Consider the following 14,441-nt stretch of genomic DNA (forward strand, 5'->3'; position numbering starts at 1 on the left):
TTCAGCTTATACTTTACTCTTTTGGATTAAGAATCCGTAATTCCAAAAAACAATACAATTTATCGTCAAGGACAGGTTTACTAACAAAATACAAACAAACCTCTTTACAAGCTTTTTGCTATCGATCCTACAGCTTGATAACTTCACTTCGCATCGGTGCTAGGCGGGCCAGAACTTGATTTTGCAGAGAGTGAGCAATCCCAACCTCATTCATTGCGTTGATCAAGAGATCAACTACCCGATTAAAGTCAGACTCACTAATAGCCATGCCAGTGTGGATCTGCACCATGCTATCACCTTCATAATCACAAGGGCCATCTAAGGTATCGCACAAGTGAGTGATAAACCCTTCACGAAAGTGCCTAACATTGGACTCTCTAAAATACGGTAAAATAACGTCATCATTGCCAATCTGTTTAATAAACGCGTCTACTAGCTTTTCTGCGCCGGCGTTGCCCCCAATTTGTTCATACAGGGAGGTCTGCGAAGTTGAAGCACTACAAGCCGCGAGGAGAAGCAAAATTGCGGTTAGTGATAGCCATTTCATTTAAAAGTACCCCGTAACAGATAGATACCAACCCGTTTGAGAAGGTTGCCCTGCGATTTTTCCAAGGTCTAGCCATGCCGCCGTAACACTCACTGACTTATTCGGGATCCAAGCGACAAATACATCTTTCCAATCTGATTCACCAAGCCCAAGGTTGTTGGATTTTTGGCGGTATTCTGCACCGACTGCCCAATGCCTAGATAAAAACACTGCGCTGCTGACTTCTAGTTGCCAAGGCGCACTGTCGTTAGCTCCACCATAACCTAGTATGCCAAGTTGATTAGCCCGAGAATGTCTCATCGTAATATTCCAGAACCAGTTATAACCGCCTACAGCACCCAAATGCAGTTTGCTTGCAGCTAAGTAATAATCCGTTCCTGAGTCGTCTTCAGCGCCGAGCAAATTGGCAACCGTAGCATCATCCAAAGACTTATGTTGAATACCAAAGCTCAATTGTGGATATTTACTGTAGACGATATCGCCATATAGCCGCACCTTGGCACCGACAATATCTTGCTCAATATCAAGACTAAGCGCATCCACATCGAAGTTTTGTCGAGCGAAACTTAACTCTACGCGATTGAATAAGTTGGCTTGAACGCCACACACATCGAGCTGGTAGTCTTTCAGGCTAGCTCGGCTACAAAACCCGCTGGCCGACCATTCATCTTCCGAAGCATATCCGGCAAGCTGCGCCCACGGCACAATGCCACCACCTGCACTCCCCTCAACCTGTGACACCCCGGGAGTCGCTAGTAACTTTCCTGTTGCGGCGTAAGTTGGTCCGCATACTAATAAGCACACGGCAAAAACATTAGCCCACTTCATTATACCTCCCGAGCCACAGGTTAAAGTCTGCGGCTTTGAGCGGCTTACTTAGATAGTAACCTTGTGCATAATCACACTGCATTGACTCAAGTAGCTCAAGCGATGCTTTGTCTTCAACGCCTTCGGCAACCACGCTAAAACCAAGTTGGTGACCAAGCGTGATCGTGGAGCGCACAATAAACTGGTCTTTTTCCGATTGTGCGAGCTTTAAAATAAATACCTTATCGAGTTTCAGCTCATCAATAGGTAACATTTTCAATCGACCAAGGGAGGTTTGACCCACACCATAATCATCAAGCGAGACCTGCACGCCAAGCTGTTTGAGCGCTTGGAGAACTGCAATACCTTTTTCCTCATTCTCAATCATATCTCGCTCAGTAAGCTCTATGGTGATCAACTCAGGTTTGACGTTATATGTGTCTAGTAGCGTCTTAAGATGAGACAAGAAGTTTTTATCTGCGATGTCTTGTGCCGACACGTTAATAGCTGCCTTAATGCGCTGACCTTGACGTACCCAGTTAGCAACTTGAGACACCACGGTCTTTACTACCCACTGAGTTAATTCAACAATCAGACCTGATTGCTCGGCAAGATCGATAAATAGCTCGGGCGACACCCATTCGCCATTTTTACGTTGCCAACGAATGAGAGACTCAGCTTTATCAATACGATTAGTTTTCATATTTAGCTTAGGCTGATAGGTCATAAAGAGCTGACCATCGTCATTGGCGATAGCGTGTTTTAGTTCATCAATAATTTGCAGACGCTCTAGATGGGCTTCATCTTCACCTGATTGATAGTAGTAAACATCATGACCATCGTGCGCCGCAGTATCAACTGCGATCAAAGCCCGGCGAACAACATCCTCGGGAGTATGCGCTTGTTTGGGGTAATGCACTACGCCGATACTAAAGTGAAGCGAAATATCTAACCCCTGCACGGTATAAGGTTTACTCAAACCTTGATTTAGCATCTCTGCGCATTCAACAATACCGAGCACAGCACTTTGCGGATCGGCACACGTACTCGCTTGATGTGCAACTAAAAACTCATCGCCGCCAAGCCTAACATTCAATCCGCCTTCTGCTGTATTAATCTCCGCTATCCGTTTCGCCACGGCTTTAATGCAATCATCTCCTACTCGAGGGCCGAGCTTGTCATTGATATGGCGTAATCCCTTTATGTCTATAGCAATGAAGTAATACTCAGCACCACTGCTGAGCATACTATGTAGTTTATCCAAAGCCGCATTACGATTAAAAAATCCAGTTAAATGGTCATGACTGGCTTGAAAGCGGATCTGCTCTTCACGCTCTTGAATGTCTTCGCCCATATCATTAAAAGCATCAACGAGTTGGCAAATTTCTTGAGTCGGTCGAGCCTCTTCAAGCTTGGCTGAGTAATCCCCTTTAGCAAAGCGTTTTGCCAACTCAGTAAGCTTACTAAGCGGTGCCGTAAGGTTTTTGGCAACAATACCACTGGTGATAAAACCAATAAGGATAGTACCGAGAGACAGTAAAATAATGGTCAACACCATTTTATCGAATTCTTGATACTGAGTAGTTAAATCCGCACTGAGTACGAAGCTCACAGGGTTACTATCAAGAGAAGGTAAGCTCACCTCTGCACTTTCATATACCGGATATTGGCTAAGCCAACGTGTCGTTTTTTGTGCCGCTAAGAAAGTAAATAAATCACTACCAAGCGCAAGAGCTGGCAGCGAGCTTGCTTTTAGGTTGTCCGCAGCACCAACAAAGCTCGTCTCCATTCCTGTAAGCTCTTTGAGCTCTAACGCCACAGCGGACCCAACCTCAAAGCCAATAATTGAGTATGCAATCGTTCTAGGCGCTCGCACAGGTAAAATAATCACTTGATACAACTGCTCACTAAGCACCACAAAAGCTGAGTGGTCGGTGTGGCTTTGCAACGCTTGCATCCAGGTTCTGGTATCGCTAGGAAAGTCAAGTCCTTCCCTATTTGCGGAGATCAGGTCGCCTTTCACATCCAAAAGCAGCATTAAGTCGGCATCAATACGGCGGGAGTGATTAAGCAGTACACTACTGATGGTTTGTGCATCTCTCGTCGCGACCGCCTGTTTAAAGCCAAAATCAGCGGTCAGTACAGTCGCTGCGGTAACCAATAGCTGCTCTCGCGCTTTTAAATATTGTTGATAAACATTTTGCGCCACTTGAATTTTTCTTTGTACTTGCGCTTCATTGAATTTACTTGTGGACCACCAAAAACTTGCCAAGCTCATCCCTGCTGTTACTAAGATGAGTAAAATACAGAGACTAATTATTTTATTTTTAAAGCTGTTATTCATTCATGTTGTCCAAAGCGCTCGCCAAAGGTATTACGCGGCGCTGGATAAGTTGTTTTTATTGTTACGGACATTGGCGCCGTAGTGCTCACTATTTGCACTGTTTGCCGACTATCTATGTCATTATCTTGATAAGGGTGCCATACCGTTACTTGTTTCGCAGAGTCTGGCAAAGTTACTAATCCATTCGCATCAGATACCAATACTTGCTTGTCATCTGCAATGTAAATATAGCCCACCATAGAGTCGTGAATGTTACAACCTAACACCACTACACCAGCGTTTTCAAACTTAAGCGGTTTATTTGGCGTGCCAGCATATAGCTTTAGCTCAAAAGGTTTTACCGCAGAAAACGAATAAACGTGATGACGGATATCATCGCTATTGGGAAAATTAACCAATTGTCCTTTTTGGATGGTAAGGATGAAAGGAACAAACTGTTTATTGATTTGATCCATAACCGCCACTGCTTTTGCTGCTGACTCAACAGGCTCGTCCGTCAATTCAACAACGGCGTGCTGCAAGGGCTTGCCGCTGCCATCTAGCACTGTTAATTGCCCAGCATTTGCGCAGCTTGAATCTAAAAGGAATAAAAAACAAAAACTTAGTAGGAGTAGAACAGACGTTCGCATATCTGACTCTATTTTTTGCAACAATTAGGTTAAGTAAAAGAGACCTTGCAATGAAAAGCAAGTGAATTGAGGAAATTGCCCTAATAAACTTGTCTATCAGGGCAATTGAAAAAGAATTAATCTATTAAACCGTACTGCTTATCAAGAATATCAATAACTTCTTGGCGAGGATCAGCAGGGATCGTTAGCTCACGGCCAACGATTTTACTTGCGATCCCAACGTAAGTTTCGCTTACCGACATCATCACCGCTTCTGGCAAAAGATAATCGCGAGCAAGCGCTTCTCGCTCAGGCATGCGATCTTTATTCAGCAGCACATCGCTATCTGGTACGTTGTTTATCAATAGCTGACGAAAGCCTTCTTTTGAGTTTTCAACGATCTTACCATCGCGATAAGCAGGGCCATCCCAAATACGTGACGAGTCAGGCGTACCCACTTCATCAATGTAAATTAGGCGCTCTTGGCCGTCTTTATCTTCAACGTAACCAAACTCAAATTTAGTATCAACAAAGATCTGATCAAGCTTCTCAAGCTCTTTACTGATCAGGGCAAAGCCCTCGGTTAGCAACTGCTCGTACTTATCCACATCTGCCGCAGATTTAAAGTTGAACGCTGCAAGGTTATCTTCGATGTTTTTACGAGAGATGTTTACGTCATCCACTTCTGGTACGTCAGCTAAACCTTTGATGATCCCTTTGGTTGATGGCGTGATTAAGACATCATCTAGCTTTTGATTGGCTTCTAAACCTGCTGGTAATTGCAAGCCACAAAACTCCCTTACGCCCTTTGCGTAATCGCGCCACATGCTACCAGTAATATATTGACGCGCAATCGCTTCAACTCTTACCGTACTTGCTTTACGCACAATCCAAACATAAGGATGTGGAATATCAACAATGTGATTACCTGCAAGGCCAGCTTTATCAAAAAGCGAAAACCAATGTGCAGCAACGCTGTTAAGCGCAATGCCCTTACCCGGTACACCGTTAAGACCATTTTCACCTTGCCAGATGCAATCAAACGCTGAAATACGATCTGAAATGACCATAATTGCCAGCTCTGTACCAACCGGGACTTGATAGCCTTTTTCTTCAATTAAACGCGCACTGTCGGCGTCGGTTAACCAATAAACTGAACGTACTTTACCACTGTGAACCGCACCTTTAGTGCGAATTGGAAGATCGTCATTAACGTCTAAAACTTTGTAGCTACTCATTGTTACTCCAATGACAGGATGCGCCTTGCTAAAGGGCACAAAATAATGAGGGGGTTAGGGTCGCTATAATAGTCGAGCTGAACAAAAATCACAATTTAACTTACACGCTTGTTGTTGAGCTTAACTTGGTTTTGCTTTAGTCATTCTTGTTATACCATCACAACATTATTTGTCAGCGTTGAGGCGTTATGCTTACGATATCTCAATTACAGTTTACATGGCCTAAGTCGAGCACCCCGGTGCTAACCATACCTAAGCTACATATCGCCCGAGGTGAACACGTGTTTTTACATGGTCCAAGCGGCAGCGGTAAATCGACTTTGCTTGGACTTATTGCAGGCACCTTGGATTGCCAGCAGGGAGAAATTGAAATTGCAGGTACAAACGCGAGCGAACTGAGCCGTGGCCAACGAGATAAGTTTAGAGCCGACCATATAGGTACTATTTTTCAGAACTTTAATTTGTTGCCCTATTTATCGCCTATTGAAAACGTTACCCTTGGCTGCGAATTTTCCAAAAAACGCAGGCAAAACATTTCCTCACAGAATAGATCGCTTGAGCAGGAAGCCAAACTTCTGCTCTCTGATCTTGGTATAGACGAGCACACTCAGCACCGCAGTGTCGCGGAGTTAAGTATTGGCCAACAGCAGCGCGTAGCCGCCGCTCGCGCATTTATCGGCAGGCCCGAAATCATTATTGCCGACGAGCCAACCTCAGCTCTCGATGCCGACAGCCGTGATGGATTTATTAAATTACTCTTTAGCCAAGCCGCGGTTTACAGTGCATCTATTCTCTTTGTCAGTCACGATAAAAGCTTAGCGCCGTTATTTGATAGGCAAGTAAGCTTGCCTGATTTACAACAAGGAGCACCGCTATGCTAATCAAACTTGCGTGGAAAAGTACGCTAAACCGAAAAGCCAGTGTCGCCCTAACTCTAGTGACCATTGCAATTAGTGTCATGTTACTGCTGTCGGTTGAGCGTGTACGCCAAGACGCAAAATCCAGCTTTGCGAACACTATTTCTGGCACAGACCTGATTGTCGGCGCACGTACTGGTGATATTCAGCTATTGCTTTCAAGCGTATTTAGAATTGGTCATGCCAATAATGCCGTACAATGGCAAAGTTACGAGTACATCAAGGCACAACGCGGCGTTGCTTGGAGCATTCCCATTAGTTTAGGCGATAGCCACCAAGGCTTTGCTGTGCTGGGCACAGATGCAAGTTACTTCAGCCATTATCAATACGCTAAAAAGCAGCACCTCACCTTTGCCGCTGGTCGACCATTTCACAATGGCCAAGAAGTGGTGCTTGGGGCTATGGTCGCAAAAAAGCTAGGTTATCAGCTAGGACAAAAAATCGTCATTTCTCATGGCATGGGCAATACCAGTTTCCATCATCATGATGATAATCCGCTGGTTATTTCTGGCATTTTGGCAGCCACGGGAACGCCTGTAGATAAAACACTACATGTGCCGTTAAGTGCCATAGAGAGTATGCATAGCAAAGGCCACAGCAAGCCATCTCGAATGGTTGCACGAAAACAAGATGCAACGCAGCATGAGCATGAGCATGAGCATGAGCATGAGCATGAGCATGAGCATGAGCATGACAGTAAAAACAATAGCGCTCTACTTCACAACCTCGACTCTAAGCCCGGTGATTTAATCGGTTCAACAAAGCAAATCACTGCATTTTTACTTGGTTTTGAGTCACCACTTTATACCCTACAAGTGCGCAGAAATATTAATCAGTATAAAGGTGAACCTTTACTGGCAATTATGCCGGGGGTGACATTGAGGGAATTGTGGGAAATGCTAGATATTGTCGAAAAAATCTTACTTCTCATTACCCTTGCTGTGGTGTTGATAAGCTTACTTGGCATGTTAACTTCGTTGCTCGCCACGTTGAATCAGAGGCGTCGAGAACTTGCTATTCTACGCTCCGTTGGTGCGCGGCCTTGGCATATTTTTACACTTCTCATTAGCGAAGCAATTTTTATCACCGTGTTAGGATGTGCTTTCGGTGTAGCGCTTTTTTATGCCTTGCTCATTGCTGCCCAATCCAGCCTACAAAGTCAATTTGGCGTAGTCCTAAGTATCTCAACGCTCTCAACCTATGAACTCACGCTACTAAGCGTTATTATAGGTGCAGGTACTTTGATCGGTGCCATTCCTGCCGCCCGTGCTTATTTTTACTCGCTTGCCGATGGCATGCAAATTAAAACCTAAGAGGATCAAGATGCAGTTAACCGCACGAACTCATGTTTTTTACTTCATTGCATTCATCACTGCGATGGTATTCAGTGGTATCGCAAACGCGGCACCACCTAAAGAGATATTCTGGGAAGATTTAATTCCAAAAGGGCATGTCCAGATTAGCAATCAAGACGCAGCAAGCCATGATGGCGCAGAGCAAAATTGGGTGCAACCTGATTTAGATGCCCCAGTCGTCAAAGAGTTAGATGGTCAACTAGTCAGCTTACCCGGCTTTGTTGTACCACTTGAAGGTGACAGTGAAGTGATCACCGAATTTTTGTTGGTTCCCTACTTTGGCGCTTGTATTCACGTGCCGCCGCCGCCACCAAATCAAATCGTTCATGTCAAAATCAAAGGCGGTGTTCCGATTGAGAGCCTGTATGATGCAATCACAGTCAGTGGCACGATTAAGGTTTCTACTTGGAAAGGCGACATCGCGCAAACAGGTTATATGATGGAAGCCAAGGGCGTCGCGCCATTTGAGCTCTAAAAGTCATATAAATCACTAAAAAAGAGTGCCAATACTTAATTGAGCTTGATTGGCACTCTTACCACTGCAAAACATACAATTTTATTTCTCCTATTTACCCTACTCAGTAGTAGGAACACTGGCATACACCAGTTCGATGAGATTATTCATGGTCCGCGACTTTTGCATATACGCCTTTTCCATATACGCCAGCTCCTGGAGCTCAAATAAGGTACTCTCTACAAGAGAAAACCACTTAGTGGTCGTCTCAGCTATCTCAACCTCTCCGCGACTCGATTTTTTAAGTGCTTCATAGAGAATATTTAAGTCGTTATATTGACGTAGATAATCCATATCACCCTCAGTCAGTTGTTACCCTTGTTTAATTTCACACTACAGTAACAAAAGCCTCGCTAAAAAATCTTGTCGAACCCATTTTTCTATTAAAATGATGAAAATAAAGTGAAAAGTACACGTAGGTTCTGAAGCGATATATCCATAATTGACTAATTAAATTTCCTCTTGCAGAAACATTTTTATTGATTACAATTACAAATTAACAAAGATTACACATAAAAATAACTTGGGTGACACTGAGCAGACTCCCCATGCAAGAAAGGACTAAATTGGTGGGCAATCCCTATTTTAAATATAACGGTGACGACCTTAGAAGAATGCGCCTTGCTGCCCAAAAAACCACGCAGCAAATGGCTGATCTTGTGGGTATTAGCCGCCAAACCTACGAAAACTATGAAAATGGTGTAAGCCGTATACCTTGGGATCACTTTCAGGTCTGGTGTAACTACTGTGATATTGACCTTTCTCCCATTATAAAACAGTTTCAAGCGCTACGGAGCTTAATTAGTGATACCCAATTAAGGCGTAAAAGCCCAACCTCTCCTGATGCAAAGAAAGTGGAAGAGTAATATCAGTTGATTTAAGCTGCAAAAGGAATAAAAGAATGAAATTTGTAATGCAAAAAAAATTTCGTAAGGTAATGAAAATCAAAAAGTTACCAATGTACAGTGTAGAGTCCATTAAAGGTGGCAGCCTAGGAGTGGTTAAACATGACCCTCGAACTTCCTCTATAGCTTCTCATGGTGGAACAGTAGTAGATCCAAAACTAGGCACATAAGCTACTTTAGCTTTACAAAATATTCTCAATAGGTGAGTTTCAGAGTACAGTATTAATGACTTTAACCACTGCAAAAACCTATAAGGAATAGAAGATGAGATATTCAAATAAAGTCAAAAGTACTAAAAGAGTCCGTTTTGTTGTGCTAAATAGCCATTTCCTAGAGCATATAACGGGTGGGAGTGATGGCTCAATCAAGGACGACCCTAAGTTAGAGCCTAAATCTGAAAAGCCAGGCTAAGCCTCAACTAGTACCTTTATTAAGGTTAAGAAATGAACAAATCACTAGTTTTTTTATTTATCATGTTTCTCGTTGCAACGGGATTTATACATACACTTATTATTCTGGAGCAAACTACGTACCTTCCTATGTTAGCTTTAGTTTTTATTTTAGCGATATTTTCCAAAGAGCAGCTTAATATTACGCACCTATCTACTGTATTGATAGCAATTATAATTTTAGAGTTTTCGCTTGTATCTTTCGTAGAAAATCTTTTCGCTAATGCTCCTCCATATAAACAAAACATGTTTATTGTAGGCATTCATTTCATCTGCGACTTACTAACCTATCTAACTATCAAGAATAGAGTAAGGTTCTCTTTGAGATTTGTGAATAAATTCCAAAAAGCTAGGAAAGAATATATCTACATGACACATGCCGATATCATACTTGTTGGGATCTTCTTTTTGTTTATGCTTGTAGACTTAGCAGCTTTCGCTGAGAACATTATTCGTAATCTAGAACACTTTGGAGTAGATGAAGATTTTGCAAAACAATTTTGGAAGTGGGGTATCGTTCATTATAGCTACCCATATTTAAAATCCGTTTTATTGGCGGCTGTTATTACCACACTTCTAGCTACTATCTATGTTGAACGTTTTCGTCCTGCGCCAATTAAAGAAAGTGAAGAAGACTCAACGCTTAAAAAATCCGAGCCACAGCATTGGTCATAGTGATCTGTGCTGCTTTTACCCTAAATCAATTGAAGGAATAAACGATGGATTTAAAACTGAACAAAAAGCAATTGAAGTCATTAGCAGGTAGTAAGCTAATTTTGGATAACAACAAGACCCGTGAGATTGGTGGTGGTTGTTCCTACTATTGTAGTCGCGACTTAAACTGTGACCCCGATGGCCCAACGATGGTCTGCCCATCAAAAGCATTAGCGTGTATTCCTGAGCCAAATACATTACATTGTGATTGCCCAACCAATATGTGCTAGTCACTAACCTGTCGCGATGCTATGTCGCGACAACAACCCTGTTATTCTCCGTTCAACTTATACCAATTGTATTAAGCATAGACCTCTGCTTGATACTGCTGAAAACGCATAAAGGCCTGACGAGCGCCGGTGATCAATGCATCTTCTTGCGTACTAGTTAACTCAACCGTATCGATAAATTGAATTAAATAACGCCACGCACTGCCGCGCCCAGCACCGGGGCCTGCTAAGTAACGCGCACCATACTCACCTGTGACAGGCAAACGCGCCTGCACTTGACGCCCAAGCATTGCGGCCCCGACCTTAGAGCCTTCAACGACATAAAGCGCCCCCAAAGCAGTCGCAAACTCAGTTGAAGTTGTGATAAACGGCGACAAAGACGGCACAGGTAATGTGTGCTGTAAGTCAGCAAAGTCCTGCTCCAACAACCCAAGTCGTCGACGCGATTTGAGATCGTCAATATGCATAGAGAGTTCACGGTGCTCATATAATGCAGCGACATCTTTAAGAAACAGGTACTGAAGAGTTAAAAACTGGAGATAACGCTCAATGCTGGCAAACGGGTCTTTTGCCATAATGCTGTTATCTATCCGGTCATGAAGATCAGCAGTACTTGTTTTTAATTTCAATGCACGGCTAGTAAGTGCGCTGGCTGCGGTCATGGGACTTCCTGTAATGTAAAGCGAGGGGAAAATGAATGGACTGTGTTGGCTTTATGAAAAGCCGCTCCAGCGATTGACACTGGAGCGAAGTGATATATCTAACAATTAGTTAGTTGAAGGCAACTCCATAATGCCGTCAATCTCAACTTGTGCGCCTTTTGGTAGTTCTTTTACACCAATTGCAGCACGAGCTGGGTATGGCTTTCTAAAATACTGAGCCATGATCTCGTTTACCGTTGCAAAGTTACTCAGATCAGTTAGGAAGATATTAACCTTAACCATATCTTGTAACTCGCCACCAGCTTCTTCACATACTGCGATAAGGTTTTTGAACACTTGGTGCGTTTGCTCTGCAAAATCTTCAGAAATAAATTCCATTGTCTCTGGTACCAATGGAATTTGGCCAGATAAATAGACCGCAGTACCAACTTTTACCGCTTGGTTGTAAGTGCCAATTGCTGCTGGCGCTTTATCTGTTGAAATAATAGCTTTGTTCATTAATGTTCCTTTATTTTTTACGATACACGCGTTGTACATCTGGCATCACTCGAATTCGGCGCATAATATCAGCGACATGAATTCGGTTTTTCACGGTAATACCTAAATCAATCACGTATAAATTACTTTCTTTTTCGTCCGTTGCGATTTCGACAATATTAGCTTGGGTCGTCGCAACCACATTGGTTAATTTAGCCAATGCACCTTGGTGGTTAATAATTTCCACACGCAGCGCTGCTATATATTCTTTCTCTGGGTTGTCTTCCCACTTCACGACGAAGTACTTCGAACGCTCGTTGCGCCAACCCTTAATATTTTTACATTCTTGGCGATGAACCATTAGGCCTTTACCTTGGCTCATATATGCTGTGATAGCGTCACCCGGCACAGGACGACAACATTTAGCATAGGTTACCAACATGCCTTCTGTCCCGATTATCGCGGCTTTAGCACGTTTAGCAATATCTTCTACCGCATTATCATCTTGCAGTAAGCGCTTCGCTATCAATAGGCTCATGATATTGCCACAGCCAATCTCAACCAGCAGCTCCAACAAGGTATTGAGGTTATGCTCCTCAAGTACATTGTCGATTTGCTCTTGAGCAATATCGTCTAACTTATACTCACCCAGTGCCGAGTCGAGCAGACGACGGCCTAGTTGAATTGCCTCTTCTTCTTGTTGGCTCTTGAGGTAATTGCGGATCCCAAGACGCGCTTTACCCGTTACCACAAAGTTCAGCCAAGTAGCGTTAGGGTGTGCACCAGAGCTGGTAATAACCTCGACCGTTTGGCCAGTATCCAGTGCTTTACTCAATGGATAAGGCTTACGGTTTACACGAGCACCTACACAGGTATTACCCACATCGGTATGCACGGCATAGGCAAAGTCTACCGCCGTTGCCCCCATCGGCAACTCGACAATACGGCCATCTGGCGTAAAGACGTAAATTTCTTCTGGGAATAATTCGGTTTTAACGTTTTCCACAAATTCAAAAGACGAGCCTGCACTTTGCTGCAGTTCAAGCAAGCTTTGCATCCACTGACGCGCACGCTGCTGCGCGGTATGGCCGGCATTATCACCTGACTTTTTATACATCCAGTGCGCTGCTACCCCTTTGTCCGCCATATGATCCATATCATGAGTACGAATTTGGATTTCTACCGGAATGCCGTGCGGACCTACCAGCGACGTATGAAGCGACTGGTAACCGTTGGTTTTCGGTACAGCAATATAGTCTTTAAAGCGAGTTTCAATTGGCTTATATAAATTATGCGCAACGCCTAGCACACGGTAGCAAGTATCCAGGTTGTCGACATTGATCCTAAAGGCGTAAATGTCCATCACCTCGTTAAACATCAGCTCTTTATTCAGCATCTTGCGGTAAATACTATATAAGTGCTTTTCACGGCCTTTTACTGAGCCTTGAATACCCGCTTCTTCCAGTCTAGATTCAATTTCAGACTGAATATTGCTGATCACTTCTTTACGGTTACCACGTGCTTTTGCGACCTCTGAACGTAACGCACGATAGCGCATCGGGTATAACGCCTGAAACCCGAGATCTTCTAACTCATTTTTAATATCATGAATACCAAGGCGGTTTGCAATTGGCGCATAGATCTCTAATGTTTCGCGGGCAATTCGACGACGCTTGTCAGGACGCAAAGCGCCTAGCGTTCGCATATTGTGCGTTCTGTCTGCAAGCTTAATAAGGATGACACGAATATCCTGCGTCATCGCCATAATCATCTTACGATAGTTTTCGGCTTGGAACTCTTTTTTATCTTTGAAGCTCAGTTTATCGAGTTTTGACACCCCTTCCACCAACTCAGCGACCGTATCGCCAAAGATCTCTGCTAGGTCGTCTTGGCTAAAGTCAGTGTCTTCAATAACATCGTGCATAAGCGCAGCCATGAGGGTTTCATGGTCAAGCTTCATGCTCGCAAGGATCTGGGTTACTTCTACTGGGTGAGTGATATAGGGCTCACCGCTAGAGCGCGTCTGTCCCTCGTGTGCCTCACGGGCCACGACATAGGCTTTTTGCACCAAATCGACGTCTTCTGGTGACAAATATTCTGAGATTTTCTTTTTGAGGCCTTCAAACAGATACATTCACACTCCAATGTTTCAGAGAAGCTATACTCGGCGAGTATAAAATGGGTTACAAGCTAGTTACTTAAGAATATACGATGAAACACCAGCGATGCCAATGAACAATTTATGCTACTTGTTAGGAAGTTAAAGGCGTTACACGTTGTATAATTTGCTGGCGATTAATACCAATTTGCTTAATACCAATTTGCTTAATTTCAATTGGTATAAAACAATAATGCCAGCAAAAAAGCTGGCATTATTGAATCTAGACAGTGGTTGAATTAGCGATTGCCACCAACGATTGCAGCTACTGCAGCAAGCTCTGCAGCTTCTTGATGTTGCTGCTCTTCACGGTCGATAATATCAAGCGAGTCAGTGGTTACAAAACCTTGCTCAATTTCACGTAGCGCGATTACGGTTGGCTTGTCGTTTTCAGCATCAACCATAGGATCTTTACCGCCTACAGAAATTTGGCGAGCGCGACGCGCTGCTACTAAAATCAAGTCAAAGCGGTTACCAATTTTATCTACTGCATCTTCTACAGTTACGCGAGCCATC

At 43.5% G+C, this 14,441-nt stretch carries 18 protein-coding genes; 8 read left to right on the plus strand and 10 right to left on the minus strand.

The annotated features are described in order from the left end of the window. Window positions 1-127: 127 nt before the first annotated feature. From JJQ94_RS21645 to JJQ94_RS21665, 5 genes are all read right to left on the minus strand, one after another. Window positions 128-547: a group I truncated hemoglobin gene (locus JJQ94_RS21645; protein ID WP_099030419.1), complete on the minus strand. Its 420-nt coding sequence runs from the start codon at window positions 545-547 to the stop codon at window positions 128-130. Continuing rightward, on the minus strand, window positions 548-1,375 hold the full coding sequence (locus tag JJQ94_RS21650; protein ID WP_099030420.1) for a DUF3034 family protein: 828 nt from the start codon (window positions 1,373-1,375) through the stop codon (window positions 548-550). After that, complete coding sequence (locus tag JJQ94_RS21655; protein WP_099030421.1) at window positions 1,362-3,698, minus strand: putative bifunctional diguanylate cyclase/phosphodiesterase; 2,337 nt, start codon at window positions 3,696-3,698, stop codon at window positions 1,362-1,364. Before JJQ94_RS21655 ends, JJQ94_RS21650 begins: the two co-directional genes overlap by 14 nt. Next, complete coding sequence (locus JJQ94_RS21660) at window positions 3,695-4,327, minus strand: methylamine utilization protein (protein ID WP_099030422.1); 633 nt, start codon at window positions 4,325-4,327, stop codon at window positions 3,695-3,697. The genes JJQ94_RS21655 and JJQ94_RS21660 overlap by 4 nt, the downstream gene beginning before the upstream one ends. A gap of 116 nt (window positions 4,328-4,443) precedes the next feature. Continuing rightward, window positions 4,444-5,544: a phosphoribosylaminoimidazolesuccinocarboxamide synthase gene (locus JJQ94_RS21665; protein ID WP_099030423.1), complete on the minus strand. Its 1,101-nt coding sequence runs from the start codon at window positions 5,542-5,544 to the stop codon at window positions 4,444-4,446. Window positions 5,545-5,732: 188 nt separating this feature from the next. Between JJQ94_RS21665 and JJQ94_RS21670 the strand changes: the two genes are divergently transcribed. From JJQ94_RS21670 to JJQ94_RS21680, 3 genes are all read left to right on the plus strand, one after another. Next, window positions 5,733-6,425 (plus strand): ABC transporter ATP-binding protein, encoded by a 693-nt coding sequence (locus JJQ94_RS21670; RefSeq protein ID WP_099030424.1) that lies wholly within the window; start codon window positions 5,733-5,735, stop codon window positions 6,423-6,425. Further along, window positions 6,419-7,774 (plus strand): ABC transporter permease, encoded by a 1,356-nt coding sequence (locus tag JJQ94_RS21675; protein WP_099030425.1) that lies wholly within the window; start codon window positions 6,419-6,421, stop codon window positions 7,772-7,774. The genes JJQ94_RS21670 and JJQ94_RS21675 overlap by 7 nt, the downstream gene beginning before the upstream one ends. 64 nt (window positions 7,775-7,838) lie before the next feature. Next, window positions 7,839-8,291 (plus strand): DUF3299 domain-containing protein, encoded by a 453-nt coding sequence (locus tag JJQ94_RS21680; RefSeq protein ID WP_370599249.1) that lies wholly within the window; start codon window positions 7,839-7,841, stop codon window positions 8,289-8,291. Between the two features lie 99 nt (window positions 8,292-8,390). On the opposite strand, the gene JJQ94_RS21685 is transcribed toward JJQ94_RS21680, so the two are convergent. Then, window positions 8,391-8,624 (minus strand): hypothetical protein, encoded by a 234-nt coding sequence (locus JJQ94_RS21685; RefSeq protein ID WP_069020569.1) that lies wholly within the window; start codon window positions 8,622-8,624, stop codon window positions 8,391-8,393. Between the two features lie 254 nt (window positions 8,625-8,878). Here JJQ94_RS21685 and JJQ94_RS21690 point away from each other — a divergent pair, with 254 nt between their 5' ends. From JJQ94_RS21690 to JJQ94_RS21710, 5 genes are all read left to right on the plus strand, one after another. After that, window positions 8,879-9,196, plus strand: coding sequence for a helix-turn-helix domain-containing protein (locus JJQ94_RS21690; RefSeq protein ID WP_099030426.1), 318 nt, complete (start codon window positions 8,879-8,881; stop codon window positions 9,194-9,196). Window positions 9,197-9,231: 35 nt separating this feature from the next. Beyond that, window positions 9,232-9,405 carry a hypothetical protein gene (locus tag JJQ94_RS21695; protein WP_172439938.1) on the plus strand — a complete coding sequence of 58 codons (174 nt, stop codon included), beginning with the start codon at window positions 9,232-9,234 and terminating at the stop codon, window positions 9,403-9,405. Between the two features lie 94 nt (window positions 9,406-9,499). After that, complete coding sequence (locus tag JJQ94_RS21700; RefSeq protein WP_158299095.1) at window positions 9,500-9,646, plus strand: hypothetical protein; 147 nt, start codon at window positions 9,500-9,502, stop codon at window positions 9,644-9,646. Between the two features lie 32 nt (window positions 9,647-9,678). Next, window positions 9,679-10,359, plus strand: coding sequence for a hypothetical protein (locus JJQ94_RS21705; RefSeq protein ID WP_099030427.1), 681 nt, complete (start codon window positions 9,679-9,681; stop codon window positions 10,357-10,359). Window positions 10,360-10,403: 44 nt separating this feature from the next. Then, complete coding sequence (locus JJQ94_RS21710) at window positions 10,404-10,628, plus strand: hypothetical protein (RefSeq protein ID WP_099030428.1); 225 nt, start codon at window positions 10,404-10,406, stop codon at window positions 10,626-10,628. 71 nt (window positions 10,629-10,699) lie between these two features. Here JJQ94_RS21710 and JJQ94_RS21715 read toward each other — a convergent pair whose 3' ends face one another. From JJQ94_RS21715 to rpoZ, 4 genes are all read right to left on the minus strand, one after another. Next, window positions 10,700-11,290 (minus strand): biliverdin-producing heme oxygenase, encoded by a 591-nt coding sequence (locus JJQ94_RS21715; RefSeq protein WP_099030429.1) that lies wholly within the window; start codon window positions 11,288-11,290, stop codon window positions 10,700-10,702. 105 nt (window positions 11,291-11,395) lie between these two features. Further along, window positions 11,396-11,788 carry a RidA family protein gene (locus tag JJQ94_RS21720; RefSeq protein ID WP_010374286.1) on the minus strand — a complete coding sequence of 131 codons (393 nt, stop codon included), beginning with the start codon at window positions 11,786-11,788 and terminating at the stop codon, window positions 11,396-11,398. 10 nt (window positions 11,789-11,798) lie between these two features. Continuing rightward, entirely contained in the window at window positions 11,799-13,901 is a 2,103-nt protein-coding gene (spoT, locus tag JJQ94_RS21725) for a bifunctional GTP diphosphokinase/guanosine-3',5'-bis pyrophosphate 3'-pyrophosphohydrolase (protein ID WP_099030430.1), read from the minus strand. A gap of 263 nt (window positions 13,902-14,164) precedes the next feature. Beyond that, on the minus strand, window positions 14,165-14,440 hold the full coding sequence (gene rpoZ, locus JJQ94_RS21730) for a DNA-directed RNA polymerase subunit omega (protein ID WP_010374289.1): 276 nt from the start codon (window positions 14,438-14,440) through the stop codon (window positions 14,165-14,167). Window position 14,441: the final 1 nt, after the last annotated feature.

Origin of the sequence: Pseudoalteromonas sp. GCY (assembly GCF_016695175.1) — a bacterium.
In the GTDB taxonomy this organism is placed as follows: Bacteria; Pseudomonadota; Gammaproteobacteria; order Enterobacterales; family Alteromonadaceae; genus Pseudoalteromonas.